The following is a 23,084-nucleotide window of genomic DNA, read 5'->3' on the forward strand; positions in this document are numbered from 1 at the left end:
GCCCGAAAGCGCCGGGCCCGGCGTGATTTCTGCTAGCTTGCGCCACCTTCGCGGGCGGGCCGGCTGGCCGTGCGCGCCCTTCCTCCATCCGACCACCGCATCATGTCGTCTTCCCCGCCCGCCGCGTCGACGGCCACCCCGGCGCCCGCCGAGCGCGCGTCCACCGGCGTCGTGGGGCTGGACGAGATCCTCGGGGGCGGGCTGCCGGTCAACCATCTCTACCTGCTGGACGGGGAGCCGGGCACCGGGAAGACGACGCTCGCGCTGCAGTTCCTGCTCGCCGGCCGGGCGCGCGGGGAGCGCGGGCTGTACGTCACGCTCTCCGAGTCGCGCGCCGAGCTGCAGGAGGTCGCGGCGTCGCACGGCTGGTCGCTCGACGGCATCGACGTGTTCGAGCTCGGGCCCGACGCCGGACTCGCGACCGAGGAGGGGTACACGATCTTCCACCCCGCCGAGGTCGAGCTGCAGCAGACCGTGGACGCGGTGCTCGGCGCGGTGGAGCGCAGCGGCGCGACGCTGGTCGTCTTCGACTCGCTGTCGGAGATGCGGCTGCTGGCGCGCGACCCGCTGCGCTTCCGCCGGCAGATCCTGGCGCTGAAGCAGTTCTTCGGGGGCCGGCGGTGCACCGTGCTGCTGCTGGACGACAAGAGCGCGCCCGAGGGGGACCTGCAGCTGCACAGCCTCGCCCACGGCGTGCTGGTGCTGGAGCACGTGATGCTGGAGTACGGCGCGGAGCGGCGACGGCTGAAGGTGACCAAGCTGCGCGGGCTGCGCTTCCAGGCCGGCTACCACGACTTCCGCATCCGGACGGGCGGCATCGCGGTCTTCCCGCGCATCCGCATCCCCCAGTCGCTGGATGCCGGCGCCGCGGAGCCGCGCCACTGGACGAGCGGGTCGGAGGAGCTGGACGCGCTGCTGGGCGGCGGGCTGCAGGAGGGGACGAGCGTCGTCATCACCGGCCCCGCCGGCACGGGCAAGTCGGTGCTGTGCGCGCAGTACGCCTGCGAGGCGGTGACGCGCGGCGTGCGGGCGCGCTTCTACCTGTTCGACGAGCGGCTCAGCACCTTCCGCATGCGCGGGCTCGGCCTCGGGATGGACCTCGAGGCGCCGCTCGCCGACGGACGGCTGCAGCTGCAGCAGGTGGAGCCGACGCAGCTCTCGCCCGGCGAGTTCGCCAGCCAGGTCACCGACGCGGTGGAGAACGACGGCGTGCGGCTGATCGTCATCGACTCGCTGAACGGCTACCTGCAGTCGATGCCCGAGGAGCGGATGCTGCCGACGCAGGTGCACGAGCTGCTCAGTTTCCTCGCGACGCGCGGCGTGACGACGATCATGACGCTCGTGCAGCGCGGCGTCTTCGGCAGCCCGGTGGACGAGGCGGCCGAGGTGAGCTACCTGGCGGACACGGTGCTGCTGCTGCGCTACTTCGAGGTGCACGGCGCGGTGCGGCAGGCGATCTCGGTGGTGAAGAAGCGCACGGGCGACCACGAGCGCAGCATCCGCGAGTGCCGCGTGGGCAGGGGCGGGCTGCACGTGGGGGCGCCGCTGCGCGAGTTCCAGGGCGTGCTGACGGGCGTGCCGCGGTACGTGGGCGAGATCGGGCCGCTGATGCGGCCGCAGGGCGCGTCACCCCGGCAACCCGACGCGGGCGAATGAGCGAGGTGGCGGCCGCGCACGGGCCACTCGTCGCGGTGCTCGCGCCGACCGGACGCGACGCCGCCGTCGCGTCCGCGGTGCTGACGCGCGCGGGGTTCGCCGTTCGCGCGTTCGCCGACATGGCCGCGCTGTGCGCCGCCATCGGCGACAGTGACGACGTGGGCGTGCTGCTGGTGGCCGAGGAGGCGCTGACGGCCGGCCCGCGCGCGGCGCTGCTGCGGACGCTGGCCGCGCAGCCGTCGTGGTCCGACCTGCCCGTCGTGCTGCTGACCGGCGAGGACGCGCTGTCGCGCGGTGTGCCGCCCGCCGCCGCCGCGCTGGCCGCCGCCGCCAACGTCACGCTGCTGGAGCGGCCCGTGCGCGTCGCCACGCTGGCCACCACGCTCGGCGCCGCACTGCGGGCGCGGCGGCGACAGCTGGACCTGCGCGACCACCTGGCCGAGCGCGCGCGCGCCGAGGCGACGCTGCGCGCCAGCGAGGAGCGCGAGCGCGCCGCGCGCGGCGACGCCGAGCACGCGAACGCCGCCAAGGCGCAGTTCCTGGCGATGATGTCGCACGAGCTGCGCACGCCGCTGAACGCGATCGCCGGCTACGCGCAGCTCATCGGGCTGGGGCTGCGCGGGCCCGTGACGCCGGCGATGCGCGAGGACCTCGCGCGCATCGACCGCAGCCAGCGCCACCTGCTGTCGCTCATCAACGACATCCTGAACTTCGCCAAGATCGAGGCGGGGCACGTGGACGTCGTCGTGCGCCCCGTGCCGCTGGCCGAGGTGCTGGCGAGCGTCGAGCCGCTGGTGGCGCCGCAGCTGCAGGCCAAGGCGCAGCACTATGCCGACGACAGCGGCGACTGCGACGCGGTGATCCTGGCGGACCCCGAGAAGGTGCGGCAGGTCGTGCTCAACCTGCTGTCGAACGCGATCAAGTTCACGCCGCCGCGCGGCTCGATCGCGGTGCACTGCGCCGTCGAGGGAGACGCCGCGCGCGTGCAGGTCACCGACAGCGGCGTCGGCATCCCGGCCCACCAGCTCGGCGCGATCTTCGAGCCGTTCGTGCAGATCAACCGCAACTTCACCTCGGACCACCAGGGCACGGGCCTCGGCCTCGCGATCAGCCGCGACCTCGCGCGCCGCATGGGCGGCGACATCGCGGTCACGAGCACGCAGGGCGTGGGCACGACGTTCACGCTCACGCTGCCGCTCGCGCCCGCGTCGCGCGCCCCCGCCGCGGCGAGCGATCACCGCCCGAACCAGTAGGACGCCTTCACCAGCAGCGTGTTGTCGGGCCGCGCGCCGAACAGGTTGCGGTAGTCGCGCCACGCCTGGAAGTCGCCCGGATCGCGGTCGCCCTGGTCGCGCCCCTGCTGCCACACCACGAACAGCGTCGAGCCCGGACGGTACTCCCAGCGCATCACGGCGTTGGAGCGGAACTGCTTGGCGTTGAAGCCCTCGACCTCCTGGTCGACGGAGCGGAAGCGATCCGCGTACTTCACGGCGCGCGGCGCGACGGCCTCGCGCACGTCGGAGTACGCGCCCGTGCTCACGAACGGCTCCGCGTAGAGCTGCAGCGAGAGCGTGGGGCGGATGGTGTAGTCCAGCCGCGCCTGCACGCCGAGCGTGTGCTGGTCGAGGTGGGCGAACCGGCTGCGCATGGCGGCGCCGCTGCCGACGTTGGCGACCCACTGCGTCGCGTTCCGGTTGCGCTCGTAGCGCGTGCCCAGCTCGCCGCTGACCTGCGCGCCCGCGCGCAGCCGCACCAGCGGGCGCACGCGCCAGAGCTGCGAGCGGCCCTCGTCGCCGCGCGTGAGGATCGCGGCCACCAGCGGCGACACCGCCTTGCGCGGGTCGTCGGTGAGCTGGAGGAAGTAGTTCTGGCTCGGCGACAGGCGCAGCGCCGGCCCGCCGAACGCGCACCGGTCGCACATCGAGCCGCCCCACTGGTCCACCCACGCCTCGACGAAGACGCCCTTCTGGTTCTTGAACTGCACGTCCGTCCAGGCGTCGATGTTGTGGTACAGCGGCATGCCGCCCGCCGTCCACTGGTGCGACGTGAACAGCGTCGCCGTCGCGTTGCGCCAGAACGCGCGCGGCCGCCGCGACACCCACAGCAGCTCGGCGTACGTGCGCTGGATGTCGGCGCGGCTGAGGAAGCCGACGTCGTTGGTCTCGAATCCGGGCGTGATGCGCTCGTAGAGCGAGTTCACGCGGAAGGTGCCGCTCACCTTGTTGAGCGCGACCGACGCCGCGGTGCCGGCGAGCGAGGTGCGCGTGGAGTCGTACGCGAGGTCGTCGTCGGGGCGCTGGTAGTAGTGCACGCCGCCGCGCTGCGTGCGCGCGATGGCGGCCGGCGTGCCCGCGACGCGGCTCGCCTGCGCCGACGCGTTGAGCTGGTAGCCACCGTTCAGGAAGCGGTGCCGCAGGTCCACGCCGCCCGCCAGCGCGTCGCCGCGCAGCCGCTCGGCCACCGCGCGGTCGCCGTCGTCGCGCTGCATCCCGCTCAGCATGACGCCGAGCCCCGTCTCGCCGCGGCGGAAGTCCTGCGCCACGCGCACGACGCCGAACGCCGTGCGCGGCTCGATGACGGTGCCGCGCACGTGCTCCTCCTGCGTCACCGCGGAGAGCACGCCGAGCGACGTGCCGCGCGCCAAGCGGCCCGTGAGCTTGGCGGCGCCGAGGATCGTGCTCTGGCCGGGGATGCGCACGGTGGGGTCGGAGACGAGGCCCGCGAGCTGCGGCGCGCGCCCGATGCGCCGCGAGTAGAAGAGACGCGTGGGATCCTGGCCGGCCGCGAAGATGCCCGTGCCCTCGAGGAAGAACGGGCGCCGCTCGCTCTGGAACACCTCGAACGCGGTGAGGTTGAGCACCGCGGGATCGGCCTCGACCTGGCCGAAGTCGGGGTTCACGCTGAGGTCGAGCGTGAGGTTGGGCGTCACGCCGTACTTCAGGTCCCCGCCGACCGACTGCTGCTGCGCGCGCGCGAAGCCGTTCGCGGTGCGCGCGCTGACGTTGCGCGTCAGCACGTAGGGCGCGACCTCCAGCCGGCGCGGCGCGCCGAGGCCCGTGAGGCCCGCGAGGTCGCCGAACTGCGACGCGATGCCCGGGCGCGATCGGCGGTACGTGGGCCACGCGATGCGCTCGTTCAGCCGGCCGATGTCGCGCATGATCATCAGCCCGAACGTGTGGTCGTCGCGCTCGGGAAAGCGCAGCTGGCTGAGCGGGATGCGGAACTCCGCCGTCCACCCCAGCGAGTCCACGCGCGTGGCGACGTCCCAGACGGCGTCCCACGAGACGTCCTCGCGCGAGTCGTCGTACGTGTAGTAGTCGCGCTTCACGCCCACGGGGTTCACGGCGAACTCGTACCCCGTGCGCCGGTCGTGGAACGAGTCGATCATCAGCTTCAGGTGGTCGCTCGGCGTCCGCACGTCGCGGCGGCTGAGCAGCGCCACGATGCTGTCGGGCCGCGGGTCGTGCGCGCGCACGAACACGTACAGGTTGCGCGCGTCGTGCAGCACGCGCGCCTCGGTGCGGAAGCGCGGGTCGCCGTCCTCCACCGGGTCGAAAGTGCGGAACGCGTCGATGACGGGCGCCGCCTTCCACGCGGCGTCGTCGTCGCGGCCGTCGATGTCGGGTGCGCGCTCCGTGCGCGCGGAGCGCGCGACGCGGGCCGCGGCGGCCGTCGCGGTGACGGCGGGCGACGCGCCGGACGGCGTGGGGGTGTTGCTCCCCGGGGCCTGTCCCGGCGTCTGTGCGGGCAGGGCGCCCGCGCCGAGCAGCGTGAGCGCGAGCAGTGATCGGATCGGGCGCATCGGGAATCCTCGGCGGCTCAGCGGATCACCGCGTCCATGACGCGGCGGTACTCGCTGCTGGAGGAGATCTCGCGGGTCGTCTTCAGGAAGGTGCGGCGGACCTCCTCGTCCGCGAGCGCGTCGCGGCGCGCGGCGGCGGCCAGCAGCACCTCGGCCTTCTCGCGGTCGGACGAGATGCGGCCGGCCGAGCGGAGCGCGGCGAGCAGCGCGGGCTGCGAGAGGCGGTCGCGGCGCACGATCGCGCGCAGCACCGTGCCGCGCTCGCGGTCCGACGAGATGCCGTCCACGACGTCGAACAGCGCGTCGCGCGCGCCGGGCGCGGTGAGGAGCGCGTCGCCCTGCGTGGGCGAGTCGAGCGCCGCCATCAGCACGCGCCGCCGCTCGCTGTCGCTGGAGATCGTGCGCGCGCCGCGCAGCCACTCGGCGCGCATGACGTCGGACGCCGTGGCACCCGGCGCCAGCGCGGCCAGCAGCTCGCCCTTCGCGCGGTCGCTGGAGATCGTGCGCGTCACCGCCGCCGCGGTCGTGCGCGTGTCGGCGTTGGCGGCGGGCGCGGACAGCGCGGAGGCGAGCACGCGCGCCTTCTCGGAGTCGGAGCTGATCGAGCGCGCCGCGTCGACGACCGCCGCCAGCGTGCCCGCGTCCACGCCGCGCCGCTCGGCCACCGCGCGCAGCACCTGGCCCTTGTCGGAGTCGGACGAGAGGTGGCGGTCCGCCGCGCGCACGACGGCGCGCAGGTCGTCGTCGGTGGGGCGGCCGCGCTCCAGGATCTCGGCGAGATAGATGCGCTTCACGCTGCCGCTGGCGATCTGGCGCACCTCGTCGAGCACGCCCGGCACGCCGCGCTGCCGCAGCACGCGCGCCGCGCGCGCCTCGGCGCCGATGTGGCTCTCGCGCGCGACCTGCGGCAGGATGCCGCGGATCCACGCCGCGCCGTCGGCCTCGTCGCGCACCTGGCCGTCCTGCAGGTAGCGGCGCGCGATGCGGCCGTCGCGCTCCACGAACTCGACGCGGCGCGTGACGCCGCCACGCGTCTCCTCGACCGAGAGCGTGCCGCCGAAGGCGAGCCGCCGCACGTCCGCGTCGTCGTCGGTGAACTCGACCGCGCCGACGCTGCGCACCTCGAGGCACCGCTCGGCGTCGGAGATGAGGAGGGCGCGGCGCTCGTTGTTCTCGCTGATGGAGATGTGCGTGCCGCGGCGCGCGGTGGAGCAGCCCCACTGCGCGCGCGCGGGCGCGGCCAGCAGCGCGACCAGCAGGATGGCGAGGAGCGGCAGCGCGAAGAGGGCGATGAGCGCGCGCGGCGACTGGACGGGACGGGACACGACGGCCTCCGGTTGATTGCTAGTTTCTTAGCACCACACGATACGACTCATGCGGCGGGGCGGCCAGCGCCGCCCCGCCGCGGGCACCTCAGGGCACGACCGCGTCCATCACGCGGCGGTACTCGCTGCTGGACGTCATCGTCTTCAGGGCGTCGAGGAACTGCGCGCGGGTGGCCGGCTCGCGCAGCGCGGGCGTACTCTTCGCGACCTCCAGGAGCACGTTCGCGCGCTTCGTGTCGGAGACCATGTTCCTGGTCGCGGCGATCGCGCCCTTCTGCGTGTCGACGCACGTCGGCTGCGCGCGGAGCGCGGCCAGCAGCACCGTCTCGCGCGCCGTCTCCGAGACCATCCCGTTCACCGCGGCGAAGAAGCGCTCGCGCACCGGCACGACCTCCATGCGCCGCTTGCGGGCGACGGCGCGCAGCACCTCCACGCGCTCGCCGTCCGACGTCATGCGGTGCGTCTGGTCCAGCGTCGCGGCGACGGTCGCGTCGTCGCCGGCCGAGTCGAGGGCGGCGATCAGCACGCGCCGGCGCTCGCCGTCGCTCGTGAAGCCGTCGAGCGTGCGGAAGAACGCGGTGCGGATCTCACCCGTCTCGCCGACGCGCCGCGCGAGCTTCTGCAGGACCGCCGACTTGTCGCCGTCGGAGGTCATGCCCGCCACCGCGCGCACGAGGTCCGCGATCACCGCGGGCGTCAGATCGGGCCCCAGCGTGCGCTCCAGCACGCGGCGCCGGTCGCCGTCGGAGGTGATGCCGCGCGACGCGCCGACGATGGCCGCCGACACCGCCGGCGTGCGCGCCTGCTGCGCCGCGACGGCGCGCAGCACGGACGACTTGTCGCCGTCGCTCACGATGCCGCGCGCGGCCAGCGTCACCTGCTCCAGCTCCGACGCGGTCAGCGCGCGCGCCGCGAGCAGCGACTCGAGCAGCCGCCGCTTGTCGCCGTCGCTCGTCACGCGGCGCACCTCGGCCAGCACCGCGGGCAGGTCGCCCGCGCGGACCAGGCGCGTGTTGCTGGTCGTGGCGCGCGCGGTGCTCGCGAACGTCCGGCTGCGCCGCACGACGTTCGTGAGGATGCCGCGGAACCACGCCTCGCCCTCGGCCGTGGGCCGCTCGTCGCCGCCCACGGTGTAGCGGCGCACGAGGCGGCCGTCGCGCGGCGTGACCTCCATGATGCGCGTGATGCCGTCGCGCGTCTCGGCCACGCGCAGCACGCCGCCCTCCGAGATCACGCGCACGTCGGCGTAGTCGGGCGTGAACTCGACGGTGCCGTACGTGCGCACCTCGAGGCAGCTGGTGTCGCTGGCGCTCTGGTAGACCTGGGCGACGCCGGCGCGGCGGTACGCGGGGCGGCAGGCGTCGGCGACGGGCGTGATGCCGGTGAGGTGCGGCGTCATGCTCGCCATCCGCTCGGCGACGGCGCCGAGCCCGGCGCCCACCGTCGCGAGGCTGGAGCGCAGCTCCGGCATGCGCGGCGCCTCGGGCGCCATCGCGACCGTGGGCATCGGGACCGGCGGCATCGCGACGGTCGGGACCGTGGTCGACGTCTGCGGCTCGACCGGCGTCGCGCGCGCGGGCGACGGCGCGGCGGGACGCGCGGCCGCCATCTCTTCCGCGGTCTCCATGCGCGCGGCCGGCGCGGCGACCGAGGCGCGCAGTCCGGCCAGCGGCACGGCGGCCAGCGCGACCAGCGCGGCGGCGGCGAGCGCGCGGCGGCGGTCGGTGCGCGCGCGCGGCGCGGCGGGATCGAGGATCGCGAGCAGCCGCCCCTCGAACTCGGAGCGGCGCGCCATCGCCAGCGCGGCCGCCGCGGGCGACGCCTCGCCGAGCGTGCGCACGAGGTCCAGCAGGTCGTCGGCGTAGCGCGTGGCGGGGACGCCGCCGGCGGCGAGCACCAGGTCGTCGCACGCGCGCTCGCGCTCCGCGCGCAGGCGCCGGCCGGCGAGCGTGACGAGCGGGTTGAACCAGAAGATCGCGGTCGCGAGCTGCGCGAGGACCTGCGTCAGCGCGTCCAGCCGCTCGACGTGCGCGAGCTCGTGCAGCAGCACGGCGCGGCGGCGGTCCTCGGTCCACTCCGCGGCGTCGGCCGGCAGCAGCACGACGGGATAGACGACGCCCCACGTCACGGGCACGGTGCCGGTGCGCCCGACGTACAGCGACACCGGACGGCGGATGCCCAGCTCGCGCGCGAGGCGCTGCAGCGGCATCACCCACGCGGGATCGTCGGCCGGCTGCGCGCGGCGCACGAGCCGCGCGAGCCCCGCGGTGCCAAGCGCGAGGCGCAGCAGCACGAACAGCACGCCCGCGGCCCACACGCCGAAGAGCGCGAGCAGCCAGGTCGGCGCGCTGCCGGCGTTCCCGGTCGGCGTGGCGTCCGGCGTGCGCGGCACCTGCACGGTCAGCGCGTTCGGGCCCACGGTCACGCGCGACGGCTCGGCGCCGGCGGGCGTGGGAGGCACGGTAGCGATCCCGGCGGCGACGCCCGCCTCGTAGTCGCGCTGGGTGAGCGCGGGCGCGTCGGGCGCGCGCTCGACGCGGAAGCGCTGGGCGACGTCGGGCGTGGTGGCGACAGGCGTCGCCGCGGCGGGCGGCTCGCGCAGCGCGGCGGCGGCACGCGCGAGCGCGGCCGGCACGACGGGCGCGCTCCACCGCGGGACGAGCGCGGTGAGCACGGGGAGCGCGAGCACCGCGACGACGGCGGCGCTCCACACGAGGTGGCGCGTGGCGGCGGCGGCGCGGCGCATCCCCCATGTCGTCGCGAGCCCGGCGACGCCGAGGATGACGGTGCCCTTGAGCGTGACGTCCACGAGGGCCGGCAGCCAGTCGGCGGCCAGCCCGCCGAGCGAGGCGACGAGGTCGGACATGCTAGCGGCCCTCCCGTTTGCGCTGCTCGATGAGCTGCGACATCCGGTCGATCTCGTCGCGCGACAGCTTCCGCTCGGCGCCGTCCAGCAGGGCGGCCATGGCGTCCTCGACGGAGCCGTCGAAGAAGGTGCGCAGCAGGTGCTTCACGGCCGAGCGCTGCGCGGTGTCGCGCGCGACGACGGGGGCGAAGACGTAGCGGGGCCCGTCCTCGTGGTGGCGGATGTGCCCCTTGTCCTCGAGGATGCGGAGCATGGCGCGCACGGCCGAGTAGCTGGGCGGCTCGGGGAGTCGCTCCTGCACCTCGGCGGCGGTGGCCTCGCCGAGCTGGTAGAGGACGTCCATGATCTGGCGCTCGCGGCGGGAGAGCCGGTTGGCGAGGGAGTCGGCCATGCGGGTGCTCGGGTGCCTCAGAGGTGCTCGGGACGGTGCCTGCTAAACTTCTAGCATCGTGCTGGATTTTTAGCAATAGTGGGTTTTGGGAGGGGCCTGGCTGCGTGCTTCGCGCTGCGTGCTGCGTGAACTACCTCGGGACGAGCCGGCGCGCCGCGGAGATGGTGCTCTTGGGGAGGATGCGGATGCTCCGGATCGGAACGGATTCGTCGGATCGCTCCGCCCCGGCGCATGGGGCATCGCCGCCACGAGGGACGATCCGAAGGATCCGTGCTCATCCGACGCATCCGCGTCCTCCCCACAGGCAGCAGGGGTCCGGCGCGCAAGCCCCTGAACGACGTTGGACAGGATGACAGGATGACGAAGAGGCTCCGCACCGGCGCTTGGGACAGTGCGCCACGCGGAGCCTCCTGGTCATCCTGTCTCGTGCTGTTCGCGGTTCACGCAGCACGCAGCCGTCAGCGCACCGGCCGCACGTCGACGCCGCCCGCCATCTGCCCGACGTCCGCGCTCGCCACGCGCTGCCGCGTCTGCAGGTCGATCACCTCCAGCGTGCCCGGCTCCGAGCCGATCCCCTCGACGCTCACGAACGCGTACCGGTCGTCCGGGCTGATCGCGACGCCGTGCACCACCTTCCGCCGCGTCGGCACGCGCGCCAGCTCCTTCCCCGTGACCGCGTCGAGGATCGACACGCTCTGCCCGCGCTTGTTCGTGCCCACGAGCAGCTTGCCGTCGCGGGTCGCGGCCAGGTTGTAGACGCCCTCGCCCGTCGGGATGCGGCGCTTGAGCGACCACGACGCGACGTCGACCTCGACGATCTCGCTCGTCTTGTTGCAGGCGACGAACACCGAGCGCCCGTCGGCCGAGGGCTGCGCCCACGTCGGCGAGCAGACCGTCTCGCCGGGCTTCGGGGCATCCATCCCGTGGCCGCCCATGTCGTGACCCGCATGCGCGCCGCGCCGCACCATCGGCGCGCCCGGCATCCCCTGCTCCTTGCCCTTCGTCAGCAGGAAGTGGCGCGACACGCCGAGCGTGCGCGTGTCGATCTCGACGAGCAGGTCGTCCATCATGCACGCCGAGTAGTGGCGCGTGCCGTCGGCGGTGAGGCGCGAGCCGTGCGGCATCGCGCACGTCGGGATGCGCGCGATCTCCACCAGCTCCTCGTCCGTCGTGCCGGGCGCGGAGCCCGCCGTCGCCGTCGTCGCGAGCGCGACCACGCTCACGCTCGACGGCACCATCTCGCCGTGCAGGTTGAAGTTCACGACGTACGCCGTGGCGCCGTCGGGGCTCACCTGCAGCGTCGCCGGGAACAGCCCCAGCTCCACGCGCCCCAGCGTGCGCCCCGTGGCCGCGTCGAAGCGCCACAGCGAGCCGTAGGGCGCGCCGTGCGCCGTCGACACGAAGTACGAGCGGCCGTCCGGCGCGAAGCCCAGCCCGTGCGGGCCGTCGGGGTCCATCGGGTTCATGCCGACGGGGCGCGACTCCTCGACGCGCGCCAGCGGCGTGCCGCCCGGCCCGAGCCGCGCGCCGAAGCGCACGACCGCGATCTGGTCGGTGGCCTCGGACGCGACGTAGACGACGTACTCCTGCGCGCCGGCCGGCGCCGCCGCCAGGGCGAGCGCCAGCGCCAGCATCCCGCGGGTCCCGCGTGGCGTCACTGCATCACCTTCGGCTTGGGCGCCTTGGACGGCTCCATGCGCACGATCCAGAGCCCGTTGTACATGTCGTTGACGTACGCCAGCCCGTCGCGCACCACCACGCCCCACGTCATCGGCGTGTTGATCACCTTGCCCTGCGGGTCGGCCGTGTGCACGTGCGCCATCTCGCGCGCCTGCGCGCGCAGGTCGCCGCGCAGCTCGCCCGAGATGTCGAACGTGCGGAAGCCCGCGTTGTACGCGCCCATGTAGAGCGTGTCGCCGGCGATCCAGATGTTGTGCACGCCGCCGTTCTCCGGCTCGTAGAACGCGACGCTCTTCGGCTTCGTGAGGTCGGAGATGTCGATCACCTGCAGGCGGCCGTACGCGCGCCCCGCGGACGCGGAGTTCGCCGGCGCGCCCTGCAGCCCGCTCGCCGGGAACACCTCGTCGGCGATGAAGACGTAGTTCCTGTGGCGCCACGCGGTGTGCGTGCCGCGGATGAAGCCCGGGCCGCCCGCCGCCTCGACCTGCCGATAGAGGTCGTTCAGGTCGTACTTGTACTGGCTCACGAGCACGGGGTTCGACGGCGAGCCGCCCTTGATGCCGTTGCCGACGTCGAGGATCACCAGCCCGTCGTTCCAGTAGCTCAGGTACGCCAGCCCGTCCTGCACGTCCACGTCGTGCAGCGAGCGGCCCGCGTCGCCCGCGAACTCCGGGCGCGGCGTCTTCCACACCGCGACCTCCTTCGGGCTCTTCGGGTCGTTGAGGTCGAGGATGTGGAACGCGCCCGTGCCGTCGTTCGTGAGGTAGACGTGCGTGCCGAACTTGGGCTGCGTGTACACGAACGCCGAGTGCACGCCGGCCGTCACCGTCGCGGTGTACTCGCTCAGCACCTTCGGATGGCGCGGATCCTCCAGCGACGCCACGACGACGCCGTTGCGGCGGTCGCTCGCGCCCTCGCGCGTGAAGACGAGGTACCTGCCGTCCGCCGTCGTCATCACGTCGTTCACGCGGCGCGTGTTCGACACGAGCGAGTCGGTCACCACCGGCGCGGCGGGATTCGAGATGTCGATCGCGTACATCACGTCGCCGCCCGAGCCGGAGCCGAGGTACGCGACCTTCTCCGTCGGGTGCAGCCAGACCTCTTCCGTCGTGAAGCGCGTGCGCGGCAGGCGGCCGACGACGCTCGCCGGGCGGCGCACGTCGCGCGGCGCGAGCGTCACGATGGTCGTCGCGCTGCGGTCGCCGAGCGAGGCGGTGATGGTGTAGGGCCGCGCCTCGTAGCCGACGAAGGCGCCGTCCGGATCGATCATCCCCTGCCCCGGGCTGAAGCTCCACGTCGCGGCGACGCCGGGGATCACCTTCCCCTGCGCGTCCTTCGCGACCGCGCTGAAGCGGATCACGTCGCCCGTGCGCCAGCCCGCCGACGGCGCGGCGCCCGCGGTCACCTGCAGCGACGCGACGCGCGCCGCCACCACGGTCACCGGCACGGTCGTCCTCGCGCGCCCCGCCTCGGCCGTCAGCACGGCGCGGCCGGGCGCGAGCGCCACCACGAAGCCGTCGCGCACCGCGACCGCGCCGGGCATCGAGCTGCTCCAGCGCACCGCGTCCTCGCGGCGGTCGTTCTGCGCCGAGTACGCGGTGGCCTGCAGCGCCACGCGCTGGCCCACCACGAGGGTGCTCGGCAGCCCCTCGACGGCGACGCGCGCGGCGGCGCCGGGCACCATGCGCACGGACACGCGCTCGACGAACGGGCGCGACCCCGGCACCATCGCGACGACGCCCACCGGCAGGATCCCGGTCGCGCCGGACTTCACGAGGCCCGTCGTGTCGACGGTGCCCTCGAACCAGCCGCCGGTCGGGACGAAGCGCAGGTGGACGTTCTCCATCACCTTCCCCTGCGCATCGAAGGCGCGGGCGCTGAGGCGGAGGGTGTCCATCGCGGCGACGACCGGGTCGGCCGGCGAGACCTCGATGCGGGCGACCGGCGAGGGGGCGGCGGGCGCGGGCGGCTGACCGGCGGCCGGCTGTTGCAGCAGCGCCAGGAGCGCGAGCGTGGGTGCGGACATGGGGCGGGGCACGTGGGCGGACGGCGCGTGCAGCCGGGAGCGATGAGCATCCCATGGCCGCGCGCGGGGATGGAAGCCCCGCAAGTTGAGGCGGGACCGCCCCCCCGACCAGAGGGACCGGTCCCGCCCGCGCGGGGCTCACCCGATCCTTTACCCGCGGACGGCCAGTTCGGACGGGAGCGGCTCTCCCGGCGCGAACACGGCCACCGGGTGCCCCCGCTCCCGCGCGTAGTCCTGCAGCGCGGTCGCGTCCTCCGGACAGACCAGCCGCCCGCCCGGCGCCAGCCCGTCCACCATCACGGTGAGCAGCTGCTCCAGCCGCTCCGGCGCCCGGAACCCGACGGGCACCCCGCGCGTGCCCGCCTCCAGCACCACGGCCGTCCGCGCCGCGGCGTACGGCAGGCCGCGCGTGACGATCCTCGCGGGCGTGACCCGTACGCCGTCGTGCGTGCCGTCGTGGGTGCTGGCATAGACGGCGACGTCCACCTGCGCCGTCGGGGCGGGATCGTCGGGGAGCGCGCGCCCGGCGCGCAGCGCCGCCACCGCCGCGTCGGGGTCGAGCGGCTCGCCGTCGAACGCCGCGCGCACCAGCGCCGTCGCCTGCAGCGCCGCGGCGCGCCCCACGGCCGCGTGCCGGTGCGCGAGCGCGACGACGTAGCTCCCCGGCCGCTCCGCCCCGCGCGCGCGGCCGTAGCCCACGTCGTCGCCCGCCAGGTTCTGGAGCGCGAGCCCGACGTGCTCGATGATGTGCGGCGCGTACGTGCCCCGCTCCAGCCGCTCGACGAAGCCGCCGCGCCGCCCGACCGAGCATTCGTGCTCCACCAGCGCGGGCAGCGCCGCCACCAGCCGCGCCGTGAAGCCCTCGACCTCGTCCGACGGGACCTCGTCGAACCGGCCGACGTCGAGGTCGAGGCGCGTCACCGGACGGCGCGCCCAGTAGTTCAGCCCCGCGACCGTCCACAGGCCCGTGACCCGGATCTGGTCGCGCGCCGTGGCGGCGAGGGACGGCGCCGTGCCCACGGTCACGCGTCGCCTCCGGCGGTCAGCGTGCCCACCAGCCCGAGCGTCGTCGGCACCTCGTCCGAGAGCGCCACGAGCAGGTCGTCCGCCTCGAGCGCGGCGAGCCCCTGCCGCAGCGCCTCCTCCTCCTCCAGCACGATCGCGATCCGGTCGTCCGCGAGGCCGCCCGCGCGGAGCCCGTCCGCCAGCAGCGCCGCCACCTCGCCCGGCGCGCGGCCGCGGCGGTCGTGGTCCTCGCGCACGATCACGCGGTCGAACGCGGCCAGCGCGCGCCCCGATGCCACGATGTCCGCGTCGCGCCGATCACCCGGGACGGCGACGACGGCCAGCCGGCGCCGCGCCGGCAGCCGCCGCGCCATCTCCGCCAGTCCCGCGAGCGCCGCGACGTTGTGCGCGTAGTCCACCAGCACGCGCGCGCCGCCCCGCAGCGGGATGAGGTTGAGGCGCCCCGGCGTCGTCGTCGCCGACGGCACGAACGACAGCAGCCCCGCGCGGATGTCGTCGTACGGGATGCCGCGCACGAACGCGGTGGTGATCGCCGCCAGCACGTTCTCGCGCTGGTAGCGCGCCGCCCCGCCCAGCATCAGCGGCACCTCGGCCTCCGCCGCGACCGGGATGCGCACGCGCCCGCGGCGCAGCGTGAAGCGCCCGTCCTCCATCACGCCGGCGATGCCGCCGCGCGCCAGGTGCGCCGTCACGCGCGGGCTCTCCACGTCGGCGGCCGAGAAGAGCGCCACGTCGCCGGGCGTGCGCTCGCGCATCGCGTAGACGAGCGGGTCGTCCGCGTTCAGCACCGCGTGCCCCTCGCGCTTCACCACTGCGGCGATGACGCCCTTCACGTCGGCCAGCTGCTCGATCGTGTGGATGCCGCCGATCCCCAGGTGGTCGGACGTCACGTTCAGCACCACGCCGACGTCGCACTGCTCGAAGCCGAGCCCGGAGCGCAGCAGCCCGCCGCGCGCGGTCTCCAGCACCGCGACCTCCACCGCCGGGTTGGACAGGACGACGTTGGCGGAGAACGGGCCGGTCATGTCGCCCTGCATGATGGGCCGGTCCTGCAGGTAGATGCCGTCGGTGGTCGTGAAGCCCACGACCTTGCCCGTGCTGCGGAAGAGGTGCGCGATCAACCGCGTGGTGGTCGTCTTCCCGTTCGTGCCGGTGACCGCGACGACGGGGATGTCCACCGGCGCGCCGGGCGGGAAGAGCATCTCCAGCATCGGCGCCGCGACGTTGCGCGGCGTGCCCTCGCTGGGGTGCGTGTGCATGCGGATGCCCGGCGCCGCGTTCACCTCGACGATCACCGCGCCGTTGTCGCGGAACGGCACCGAGATGTCGGGGCTCAGCACGTCCACGCCCGCGATGTCGAGGCCCACGGCGCCCGCGGCGATCGCGCACGCCGTCGCGTTGTCCGGATGCAGCACGTCCGTGCGGTCGATCGAGGTGCCGCCCGTCGAGAGGTTCGCGGTCGCGCGCAGGTACACGACGTCGCCCGCGTCCGGCACGCTGTCGAGCGTCAGGCCGCGGGTCGCGAGGTGCGCCACCGTACGCTCGTCGCAGGGCAGCTGCGTGAGCACGTTGCTGTGGCCGACGCCGCGGCGCGGGTCGCGGTTGGCCTCCTCGACCAGCGCGCGCACCGTGCGCACGCCGTCGCCCACCACGTGCGCCGGCACGCGCTCCGCGCACGCCACCGTGCGCCCGTTCACCACCAGCACGCGGTAGTCGCGCCCCGCCACGTAGCGCTCCACCACCACGCGGCTGCACACGGCGGACGTCGCGGGCCAGGCGGCGCGCACGGCCGCGGCGTCGTCCAGCCGCCCCGAGATGCCGCGCCCCTGGCTCGCGTCCAGCGGCTTGAGGAGCACCGGATATCCGGTGTCGGCCGCGAGGTCCAGCGCGTGCGCCAGCGTGCGCGCGACGCCGCCGTGCGGCACCGCGAGGCCGAAGTTCGCGAGGACGCGCTTGGTGTCGTCCTTGTCCTGCGCGATCTCGACGGCGATCGCGCTGGTGCGGTCGGTCATCGCGGCCTGGATGCGCTTCAGCCGGGCGCCGAGCCCCAGCTGCACGAGCGAGCCCGCATTCAGCCGCCGCACGGGGATGCCACGCCGCCGCGCCTCCTCCACGATCGCGCCCGTGGACGGCCCCAGGCGCACGGTGTCGTGCAGCGCCTGCAGGTCGGCGACGACCCGCGCCACGTCGTGCGGCGTGTCGTCGATCGCCGCGCGCATCAGCGCGAGCGCCTCGTGCATGCACGCGACGCCGACGTCCTCCTCCTCGTACGCGACCACCACCCACCACACGCCCGGATCGCCCGACGGCACCACGCGGCCGAAGCCGACGTCGCTGCCCGCGAGCGTCTGCAGCTCCAGCGCGACGTGCTCCAGCACGTGCGGCAGCTCGGTGCCCTCCCACATCCGCTCGATGAAGCCGCCGGGCCGGTCGCGGCTGCAGGGATGCTCGTGCAGCGTGGGCAGCGTCGCGATCAGCCGCTCGGTGAAGCCAGGCAGCGCGGTGGTGGGCACGCCCTCCAGCCGGCCGAGCACGAGGTCGCACACGACCACGGGCGCGAGCCGCCAGTAGTTGGGTCCGCGCAGCACGCGCACGCGCGCCGCGCGCAGGTCGTCGCCGGTCGCGCGGACCGCCGCGGTGTGCTCGATCGCCGTCGTCATGATGCTCCGTCACGCAGGCCGAGGGCGGCGTCCACCTCCTCGGCCGGATGGTTGGTCGGGGTGCGGGACGCGAGGTCGAACTCGTCGCCCTGGCTCAGCACGTGGAGCCGCACGCCGAACAGGGAGAGCGTGCGGTTCTCCTCCTCCTCGCTGACGTTCGTGTAGCTGGCGCCCTGCCCGTCGACGACGAACACGCCGCCCTCGCCGACGACGCGGAAGCACGGCGCGTCCGGCGCCTGCTCGACGAGGACGGCGGTGTTCTCGTCGATGCCGACGCCGAGGATGGTGGGGTTCTGCGCGACGGCGCCGAGCAGCCGCCCGACGCGCCCGCGCTCGGCGAAGTGCTGGTCGACGATGACGTCGGGGAGCAGCCCGAGGCCGGGCGCCATGCGCAGCGAGCCGCCGAGCCGGTGCGACTCCTCGGCCGCCCCGCTGACGAGCATGGTGACGCTCATGACGGACGCGCCCGCGGACGTCCCGCCCACCAGGCCGCCCGTCTCGTAGACGTCGCGGATGCGCTCCGCCGCCAGCGTGCCGCCCAGCAGGCCGGTGATGCGCAGCTGGTCGCCGCCGGTGAAGAAGACGCCGCGCACGCCGTCCAGCGCCGCCATCGCCTCGGGCGCGTCCGCCTCCGCGCGCGACGCGATCGCGAGGTGCCGCACGTCCGCGACGCCCAGCGTCCGGAAGAGCGCGGCGTACTCGCGCCAGAGCGCGTCGGGCTGCTCGCTGGCGACGGTGGCGATCGCGAGCCCCCCGCCGCCGAGTCGGTGCACGAGCGCGCGATGGATGACGCGCTCGCCTGTCTTGTCCTCGTGTCCGCCGACGATGACGAGGGTGCCGTACCGGGGTCGTCCTGAAGCGCGCGTGGAGGGCATGGGGGCGATGGCTGGTCCGCGGGCACTCCTCGGCCCGCAATCATTTGGTATCCCATGCTATCGGCACGTCGCGTGCGCAGACGACGGCACGCGCCGAAACGGCGGGCGAACGCCGGCCCGCCCGGTTCGGTGCGACGACCCTGCAACGTTGTGATGCATGCGACCGCACATCTCCGGACGCCACGGCCCCACCGAGGGCCCGGACCCCCTCCCCCACGCGACCGACGATCCCCACGCGCCCGACGCGCGCGGCGCGTCCACGCCAGCGTCCGATGCCGCGCGCTGGAGCGGCGCGGCCGACCGCCGCGCGCCCGACACGGGCGAGCGCCGTGCGACGACGCGGCGCATCGACTGCTCGCCGGACCGCCGCGCGGGCGCCGACACCGGCCGGCGCCATCACTGATGCGGTACGCCAGCGTACACTCCGAGGAGGCGCCGCCGTGCACACGCTGATCGAGAACGGCGAGGTCCTCGCGCCGCGCCCGCTCGGCCGCTGCTCGGTGCTGCTCGCGGGCTCGCGCATCGCCGCGGTGGGCAAGGTGAACCGCGCCGCACTGGAGTCGCTCGGCGTCGAGCACGAGGTCGTCGACGCCGAAGGGTGCCTCGTGACGCCGGGATGGATCGACCCGCACGTGCACCTGCTGGGCGGCAGCGGCGAGGAGGGCTTCAGCACGCAGTCGCCCGAGTTCTTCGTCGGCGAGATCGTGCGCCACGGCTTCACCACCGTCGTCGGCTGCCTGGGCGTCGACACGACGATGAAGACGATGCCCGGCCTGCTCGCGAAGGCCAAGGCGCTGCGCGAGGAGGGGCTGAACGCCTACGTCTGGACCGGCGGCTACAACGTGCCGCCGACGACGATCCTCGCCACGCCGCGCGAGGACATCATGTTCATCGACGAGGTGATCGGCGTCGGCGAGGTCGCGATCGCCGACGCGCGCGGCATGGAGCCCGACGCGCGCTCGCTCGCGCGCATGGTGCTCGACGCGCACGTCGGCGGGATGCTGGCGCGCAAGGCCGGCGTCACGCACTTCCACGTCGGCGAGGGGCGGCGGCGGCTCGCGCTGCTGCGCGAGATCCTCGACCAGTTCGAGGTGGAGCCGGGCTGGCTGTACGTGACGCACATCGAGCGCAACGAGGCGCTCATGCGCGAGGCGATCGGGCTCGCGCACCGTGGCGTGGCCGTGGACATCGACACGGTGGAGGGCGACCTCGCGCGCTGGCTGCGCTTCTACGTCGACAACGACGGCGACCTCGCGCAGCTGACCGTGTCGTCCGACGCGTCGGTCAACAGCCCGGCCGCGTCGGCGGCGCAGATCCGCGGCTGCGTGGTGGACCACGGCTTCCCCATCGAGCAGGTGCTGCCGCTCGTCACCGAGAACACCGCGCGCATCCTCAAGCTGCCGCACAAGGGCGTCCTGGAGCGGGACCGCGTCGCGGACGTGCTGGTGCTGGAGCGCGACACGCTGGAGGTGCGGCACGTGTGGGCCGAGGGCCGCTGCGCGGTGCGCGACGGCGAGCTGCAGCTGCGCGAGGGCTTCCTCAAGGACAGCAAGCGCGAGATCATGATGGTGGGCGACGAGCGCGACGCCGGCGTGATGGCCGGCTGAACGACCGGCTGACGCACGCCCGGGCGCCGTCGATGCGGCGCCCGGGCGCGTCGTCGTCAGCGCCGGCCGCGCAGCCGCTGCAGGCCGACGGGCAGCAGCACCACGCCGAGCCCGGCGAGCGCGAGCCCCGCGGTCCGCGCGTCGAACGACGCGTCGTTCGACGCGTCGTTCGACGCGTCGGCCGACGCCACCGTGCGCGCCGTCGCGACGCGCAGCATCGCGTCCACCTCGGCCGTCGTCGCCTCGCGCGGGACGATCCAGCGGCCGTTCTCGCGCGAGTCCTGGGGCACGCGCACGCCGGCCACCTCGCCGCGCCGGTCGAGCGCCACCAGCGCCGAGGCGCGCGACGTCTCGCCGGAGCTCATCGTGAGGACGAGCACCCAGCCGTCGCCGCGCGGCAGCGCGCCGTGGATCGCGAACACGCCCTGCGGGCCGACCGGGCGCACCTCCAGGCGCACCGTGCGGCGCGCGCCGTCCACCATGCCGACGGCTTCCGCGCGCAGCGGGTACCCGGTGGCGTCGCCGTGGTGGTAGAGGTGCGCGACCGCCAGCGCGCCGCGCGTCGCGGGCTGGTGCGGGTTGGCCGGCAGCTCGACGCCGATCCACGGCGGGCCGGCGGCGGCCGTGCGCGGCACCGCCGCGGCGGCCGTCAGGGTGAGCGCGAGCGTCGCGAGCGTGCGGGCACTGGAAAGGGAGAGGGTCCTGGCAGACATGAGAGCGCTCCACGTGAGAGGAAGACGAACAGCTCCTCGAGCTGCTCCCGTGTGATGCCGGCCGGCGCGCGGTTGCGCACAGGCGGACGGCGACGGATTCTCGTGCGACCTCACGGGCGGGCGCGTGTAAACGGGAGCGCCGCGGCCGGCATCCAATCTCCGGACCCGATGACGAGACCTGGTGACGCCGGCGACCCGCGAGTGCCCGCACGTGACGACGGCTGACGGTCCGGCGGACTTCGCCGGCCTGTACCGCGCGCACGTGGGGCGCGTGTACGCGCTCTGCCTGCGCATGGCGGGCGACGCCGCGGAGGCGACGGAGCTGACGCAGGACGTGTTCGTGCGCGCGTGGGAGCGGCTGGACAGCTTTCGCGGCGACAGCGCGATCGGCACGTGGCTGCACCGCCTGGCCGTGAACGTCGTGCTGGAGCGGCTGCGCGCGGACCGGCGGCGCCTGGCGCGCGTCGAGCCGGCGAGCCACCTGCTGGACGACGGCACGTGGGCCGCAGGGCCCGACGCGGTGCTGGACCGCATCGACCTCGACGCCGCGCTGCCGCGGCTGGCCGAGGGGGCGCGCGTGGTCTTCGTGCTGCACGACGTGGAGGGATACGGCCACGACGAGATCGCGCAGCTCACGGGCCTCGCGCCGGGCACCATCCGCACGCAGCTGCACCGCGCCCGCAAGCGTCTCGCCCAGCTGCTGAGCGAGTGACCATGATCCCACCGATGCATTCTCCCCCTCCCCACTGCTCCGACGACGCGCTCGGCGACTGGATCGACGGTCGCCTGGACGCGGACGCACGCGAGGCCGTGGCGCGGCACTGCGCGACGTGCGCCGCGTGCGCCGACCGGGCCGCGGCGCTGCGGCGCGTCGTGGACGCCGCGCGGCGCGCGCCGGCGGAGCTCCTGCCGCCCGACCCCGACGCGCTGGAGCGCGCGATCGCCGCGACGCTCCAGGCGCGCGCCGCGCGCCCGACGCTGCACGTGGAGTCGCGCGTGGAGTCGCGCGTGGAGTCGCGCACCCCACCGAAGCGCGCGCTGGCGACCGCGTGGCGGAGCGCCGCGCTGCGCATCGCCGCGGTGCTGGCGCTGATGGCGATGACCGCCGCGATCACCGCGCGCCTCGTGCGCCGCGGGCCGCCACCCGCCGTCGCGGTCACGCACGCGCCGGACTCCGCGCGTGAAGAGACGCCCGCGCCCGTGCAGCCGGCCGCCGACGTTGCCGCGCTGCGCGAGGAGACGGACCGCACGCTGGCCGTGCTGCGCGCCGCGGCCGCGACCGGCGACCGCGTGCTGGCGGCGGAGACGCTGCGCGCGCTGGAGCGGTCGCTGGCGACGATCGATGCGGCGATCGCGGAGGCGGGCGCCGCGCTGGCGCGCGATCCGGGCAACGCCGCGCTGGCGGAGCTGCTGTCGCGCACCTACGCGCGGAAGCGCGAGCTGGTGCGGCGCGGCGCCTCGCTGGGGTCGCGCTCGTGAGCGTCGCGCGCCTGGCTGCCGCGCTGACCGTCCTGCTCCCGGCGCTCGTCGCGGCGCAGGACACCACGCGCACGCTGGTGCGCGGCCAGCGCATGGACGCCGACGGCGCGGTGCGCGTCTGGAACCTCCTCGGCAGCGTGCGCGTGATCGGCTGGGCGCACGACTCGATCGCGGTCACCGCGCGCGTGGCGGCGGGCGCACCGTTCCACTTCGGTGGCGGCCCGCGCGGCGTGAAGCTCGGCGTCGAGGAGCGCGGCGGCTCCGCCGCGACGGGCGAGCTCGAGGTGCGCGTCCCGCGTCGCGCGAAGGTGTGGGTGAAGTCGTCGACGGCGCCCATCACCGTGTCGGGCGTGGTGGGCGACGTGGAGCTCTACACCGTGACGGGCGACGTGCGCGTGAGCGGCCGCCCCGCGACGCTGCGGATCGAGGCGCTGGCGGCGCCGGTGACCGTGCAGGACGGCGCCGACTGGCTGCGCGCGCGCACGTCGTCGGGCGCGATCCGCATCGCGGGCGCGGTCGGCGACGCGGAGCTCGCGACGGTCGGCGGGATGCTCACGCTCGACGGCGCGGTCACGCAGCAGGCGCGCCTGGAGAGCGTGACCGGCGGCGTGCGCCACCGCGGCGCCGTCGCGCGCGGCGCGTCGCTCGGCATCGAGACGAACTCCGGCGACGTCACGCTGCAGCTCGCGCGCGAGGCCGCGACGCTCGACCTGCTCACGCTGGGGGGCCGCATCACGAGCGCGATCCCCGCCGTGCGCGCGGCCGTGCGTCCGCAGAAGCAGGGACAGGCGCTGCGCACCGACGCCGGCGCCGACGCGGGCCGCATCGAGGTGCGGAGCTTCAGGGGCGCGATCGTCGTGGAGGGCGCGGCGGGGCAGCGCGCTCCGTAGCTGCTGCGTGCTGCGTGTCGAGCCGCTCGGGATGCGTTGGCGCATCGCCTCCCCTACCTATTGGAGGGGATGCGGATGCTCCGGATCT

Annotated in this window: 17 protein-coding genes; 7 read left to right on the forward strand and 10 right to left on the reverse strand. The window is 74.9% G+C overall.

The features are described 5' to 3' along the window. Positions 1-102 precede the first annotated feature (102 nt). The gene (locus rosag_RS10515; protein WP_284350071.1) at positions 103-1,656 is read left to right on the forward strand and encodes an ATPase domain-containing protein; all 1,554 of its coding nucleotides are present in this window, start codon (positions 103-105) and stop codon (positions 1,654-1,656) included. Beyond that, positions 1,653-2,909 (forward strand): sensor histidine kinase, encoded by a 1,257-nt coding sequence (locus rosag_RS10520; protein WP_284350072.1) that lies wholly within the window; start codon positions 1,653-1,655, stop codon positions 2,907-2,909. Before rosag_RS10515 ends, rosag_RS10520 begins: the two co-directional genes overlap by 4 nt. Here rosag_RS10520 and rosag_RS10525 read toward each other — a convergent pair. The 9 genes from rosag_RS10525 to rosag_RS10565 form a co-directional block, all read right to left on the reverse strand. Then, complete coding sequence (locus rosag_RS10525; protein ID WP_284350073.1) at positions 2,891-5,458, reverse strand: DUF5916 domain-containing protein; 2,568 nt, start codon at positions 5,456-5,458, stop codon at positions 2,891-2,893. The genes rosag_RS10520 and rosag_RS10525 overlap by 19 nt on opposite strands. 17 nt (positions 5,459-5,475) lie before the next feature. After that, the gene (locus rosag_RS10530; protein ID WP_284350074.1) at positions 5,476-6,783 is read right to left on the reverse strand and encodes a hypothetical protein; all 1,308 of its coding nucleotides are present in this window, start codon (positions 6,781-6,783) and stop codon (positions 5,476-5,478) included. Between the two features lie 88 nt (positions 6,784-6,871). After that, the gene (locus rosag_RS10535) at positions 6,872-9,649 is read right to left on the reverse strand and encodes a M56 family metallopeptidase (protein WP_284350075.1); all 2,778 of its coding nucleotides are present in this window, start codon (positions 9,647-9,649) and stop codon (positions 6,872-6,874) included. 1 nt (position 9,650) lies between these two features. Further along, positions 9,651-10,040, reverse strand: a complete 390-nt coding sequence (locus rosag_RS10540) for a BlaI/MecI/CopY family transcriptional regulator (protein WP_284350076.1) — start codon at positions 10,038-10,040, stop codon at positions 9,651-9,653. 458 nt (positions 10,041-10,498) lie between these two features. Continuing rightward, positions 10,499-11,698 (reverse strand): YncE family protein, encoded by a 1,200-nt coding sequence (locus rosag_RS10545; protein WP_284350077.1) that lies wholly within the window; start codon positions 11,696-11,698, stop codon positions 10,499-10,501. Further along, a complete protein-coding gene (locus rosag_RS10550) occupies positions 11,695-13,746 on the reverse strand; it encodes a hypothetical protein (protein ID WP_284350078.1) in 2,052 nt (683 codons plus the stop codon). Before rosag_RS10550 ends, rosag_RS10545 begins: the two co-directional genes overlap by 4 nt. Before the next feature lie 150 nt (positions 13,747-13,896). Further along, positions 13,897-14,772 carry a cyanophycin synthetase family protein gene (locus tag rosag_RS10555; RefSeq protein ID WP_284350079.1) on the reverse strand — a complete coding sequence of 292 codons (876 nt, stop codon included), beginning with the start codon at positions 14,770-14,772 and terminating at the stop codon, positions 13,897-13,899. Next, positions 14,769-17,432: a cyanophycin synthetase gene (gene cphA, locus rosag_RS10560; RefSeq protein ID WP_284350080.1), complete on the reverse strand. Its 2,664-nt coding sequence runs from the start codon at positions 17,430-17,432 to the stop codon at positions 14,769-14,771. The genes rosag_RS10555 and cphA overlap by 4 nt, the downstream gene beginning before the upstream one ends. After that, entirely contained in the window at positions 17,429-18,307 is an 879-nt protein-coding gene (locus tag rosag_RS10565; protein WP_284350082.1) for a cyanophycinase, read from the reverse strand. Before rosag_RS10565 ends, cphA begins: the two co-directional genes overlap by 4 nt. A gap of 157 nt (positions 18,308-18,464) precedes the next feature. Here rosag_RS10565 and rosag_RS10570 point away from each other — a divergent pair, with 157 nt between their 5' ends. Together rosag_RS10570 and rosag_RS10575 are read left to right on the forward strand one after the other, a co-directional pair. Beyond that, on the forward strand, positions 18,465-18,710 hold the full coding sequence (locus rosag_RS10570) for a hypothetical protein (protein ID WP_284350083.1): 246 nt from the start codon (positions 18,465-18,467) through the stop codon (positions 18,708-18,710). A 37-nt stretch (positions 18,711-18,747) separates the two neighbouring features. Next, a complete protein-coding gene (locus rosag_RS10575; RefSeq protein WP_284350084.1) occupies positions 18,748-19,914 on the forward strand; it encodes an amidohydrolase family protein in 1,167 nt (388 codons plus the stop codon). 56 nt (positions 19,915-19,970) lie between these two features. Here rosag_RS10575 and rosag_RS10580 read toward each other — a convergent pair whose 3' ends face one another. Continuing rightward, entirely contained in the window at positions 19,971-20,627 is a 657-nt protein-coding gene (locus rosag_RS10580) for a hypothetical protein (RefSeq protein ID WP_284350085.1), read from the reverse strand. Between the two features lie 181 nt (positions 20,628-20,808). Between rosag_RS10580 and rosag_RS10585 the strand changes: the two genes are divergently transcribed. From rosag_RS10585 to rosag_RS10595, 3 genes are read left to right on the forward strand one after another with little or no spacing between them, the layout of a single operon-like run. Continuing rightward, positions 20,809-21,339: an RNA polymerase sigma factor gene (locus tag rosag_RS10585; protein ID WP_284350086.1), complete on the forward strand. Its 531-nt coding sequence runs from the start codon at positions 20,809-20,811 to the stop codon at positions 21,337-21,339. A 2-nt stretch (positions 21,340-21,341) separates the two neighbouring features. Beyond that, the gene (locus rosag_RS10590; RefSeq protein ID WP_284350087.1) at positions 21,342-22,106 is read left to right on the forward strand and encodes a hypothetical protein; all 765 of its coding nucleotides are present in this window, start codon (positions 21,342-21,344) and stop codon (positions 22,104-22,106) included. After that, the gene (locus rosag_RS10595; RefSeq protein WP_284350088.1) at positions 22,103-22,996 is read left to right on the forward strand and encodes a DUF4097 family beta strand repeat-containing protein; all 894 of its coding nucleotides are present in this window, start codon (positions 22,103-22,105) and stop codon (positions 22,994-22,996) included. The genes rosag_RS10590 and rosag_RS10595 overlap by 4 nt, the downstream gene beginning before the upstream one ends. Positions 22,997-23,084: the final 88 nt, after the last annotated feature.

The sequence above is a fragment of the Roseisolibacter agri genome, assembly GCF_030159095.1.
GTDB lineage: Bacteria > Gemmatimonadota > Gemmatimonadetes > Gemmatimonadales > Gemmatimonadaceae > Roseisolibacter > Roseisolibacter agri.

Excerpts from the sequence above, each read along its gene's own strand:
- rosag_RS10515 (WP_284350071.1), top strand. The coding sequence starts at position 103 with ATGTCGTCTTCCCCGCCCGCCGCGTCGACGGCCACCCCGGCGCCCGCC.
- rosag_RS10520 (WP_284350072.1), top strand. The coding sequence starts at position 1,653 with ATGAGCGAGGTGGCGGCCGCGCACGGGCCACTCGTCGCGGTGCTCGCG.
- rosag_RS10525 (WP_284350073.1), bottom strand. The coding sequence starts at position 5,458 with ATGCGCCCGATCCGATCACTGCTCGCGCTCACGCTGCTCGGCGCGGGC.
- rosag_RS10535 (WP_284350075.1), bottom strand. The coding sequence starts at position 9,649 with ATGTCCGACCTCGTCGCCTCGCTCGGCGGGCTGGCCGCCGACTGGCTG.
- rosag_RS10540 (WP_284350076.1), bottom strand. The coding sequence starts at position 10,040 with ATGGCCGACTCCCTCGCCAACCGGCTCTCCCGCCGCGAGCGCCAGATC.
- rosag_RS10550 (WP_284350078.1), bottom strand. The coding sequence starts at position 13,746 with ATGTCCGCACCCACGCTCGCGCTCCTGGCGCTGCTGCAACAGCCGGCC.
- cphA (WP_284350080.1), bottom strand. The coding sequence starts at position 17,432 with ATGACGACGGCGATCGAGCACACCGCGGCGGTCCGCGCGACCGGCGAC.
- rosag_RS10565 (WP_284350082.1), bottom strand. The coding sequence starts at position 18,307 with ATGCCCTCCACGCGCGCTTCAGGACGACCCCGGTACGGCACCCTCGTC.
- rosag_RS10570 (WP_284350083.1), top strand. The coding sequence starts at position 18,465 with ATGCGACCGCACATCTCCGGACGCCACGGCCCCACCGAGGGCCCGGAC.
- rosag_RS10580 (WP_284350085.1), bottom strand. The coding sequence starts at position 20,627 with ATGTCTGCCAGGACCCTCTCCCTTTCCAGTGCCCGCACGCTCGCGACG.
- rosag_RS10590 (WP_284350087.1), top strand. The coding sequence starts at position 21,342 with ATGATCCCACCGATGCATTCTCCCCCTCCCCACTGCTCCGACGACGCG.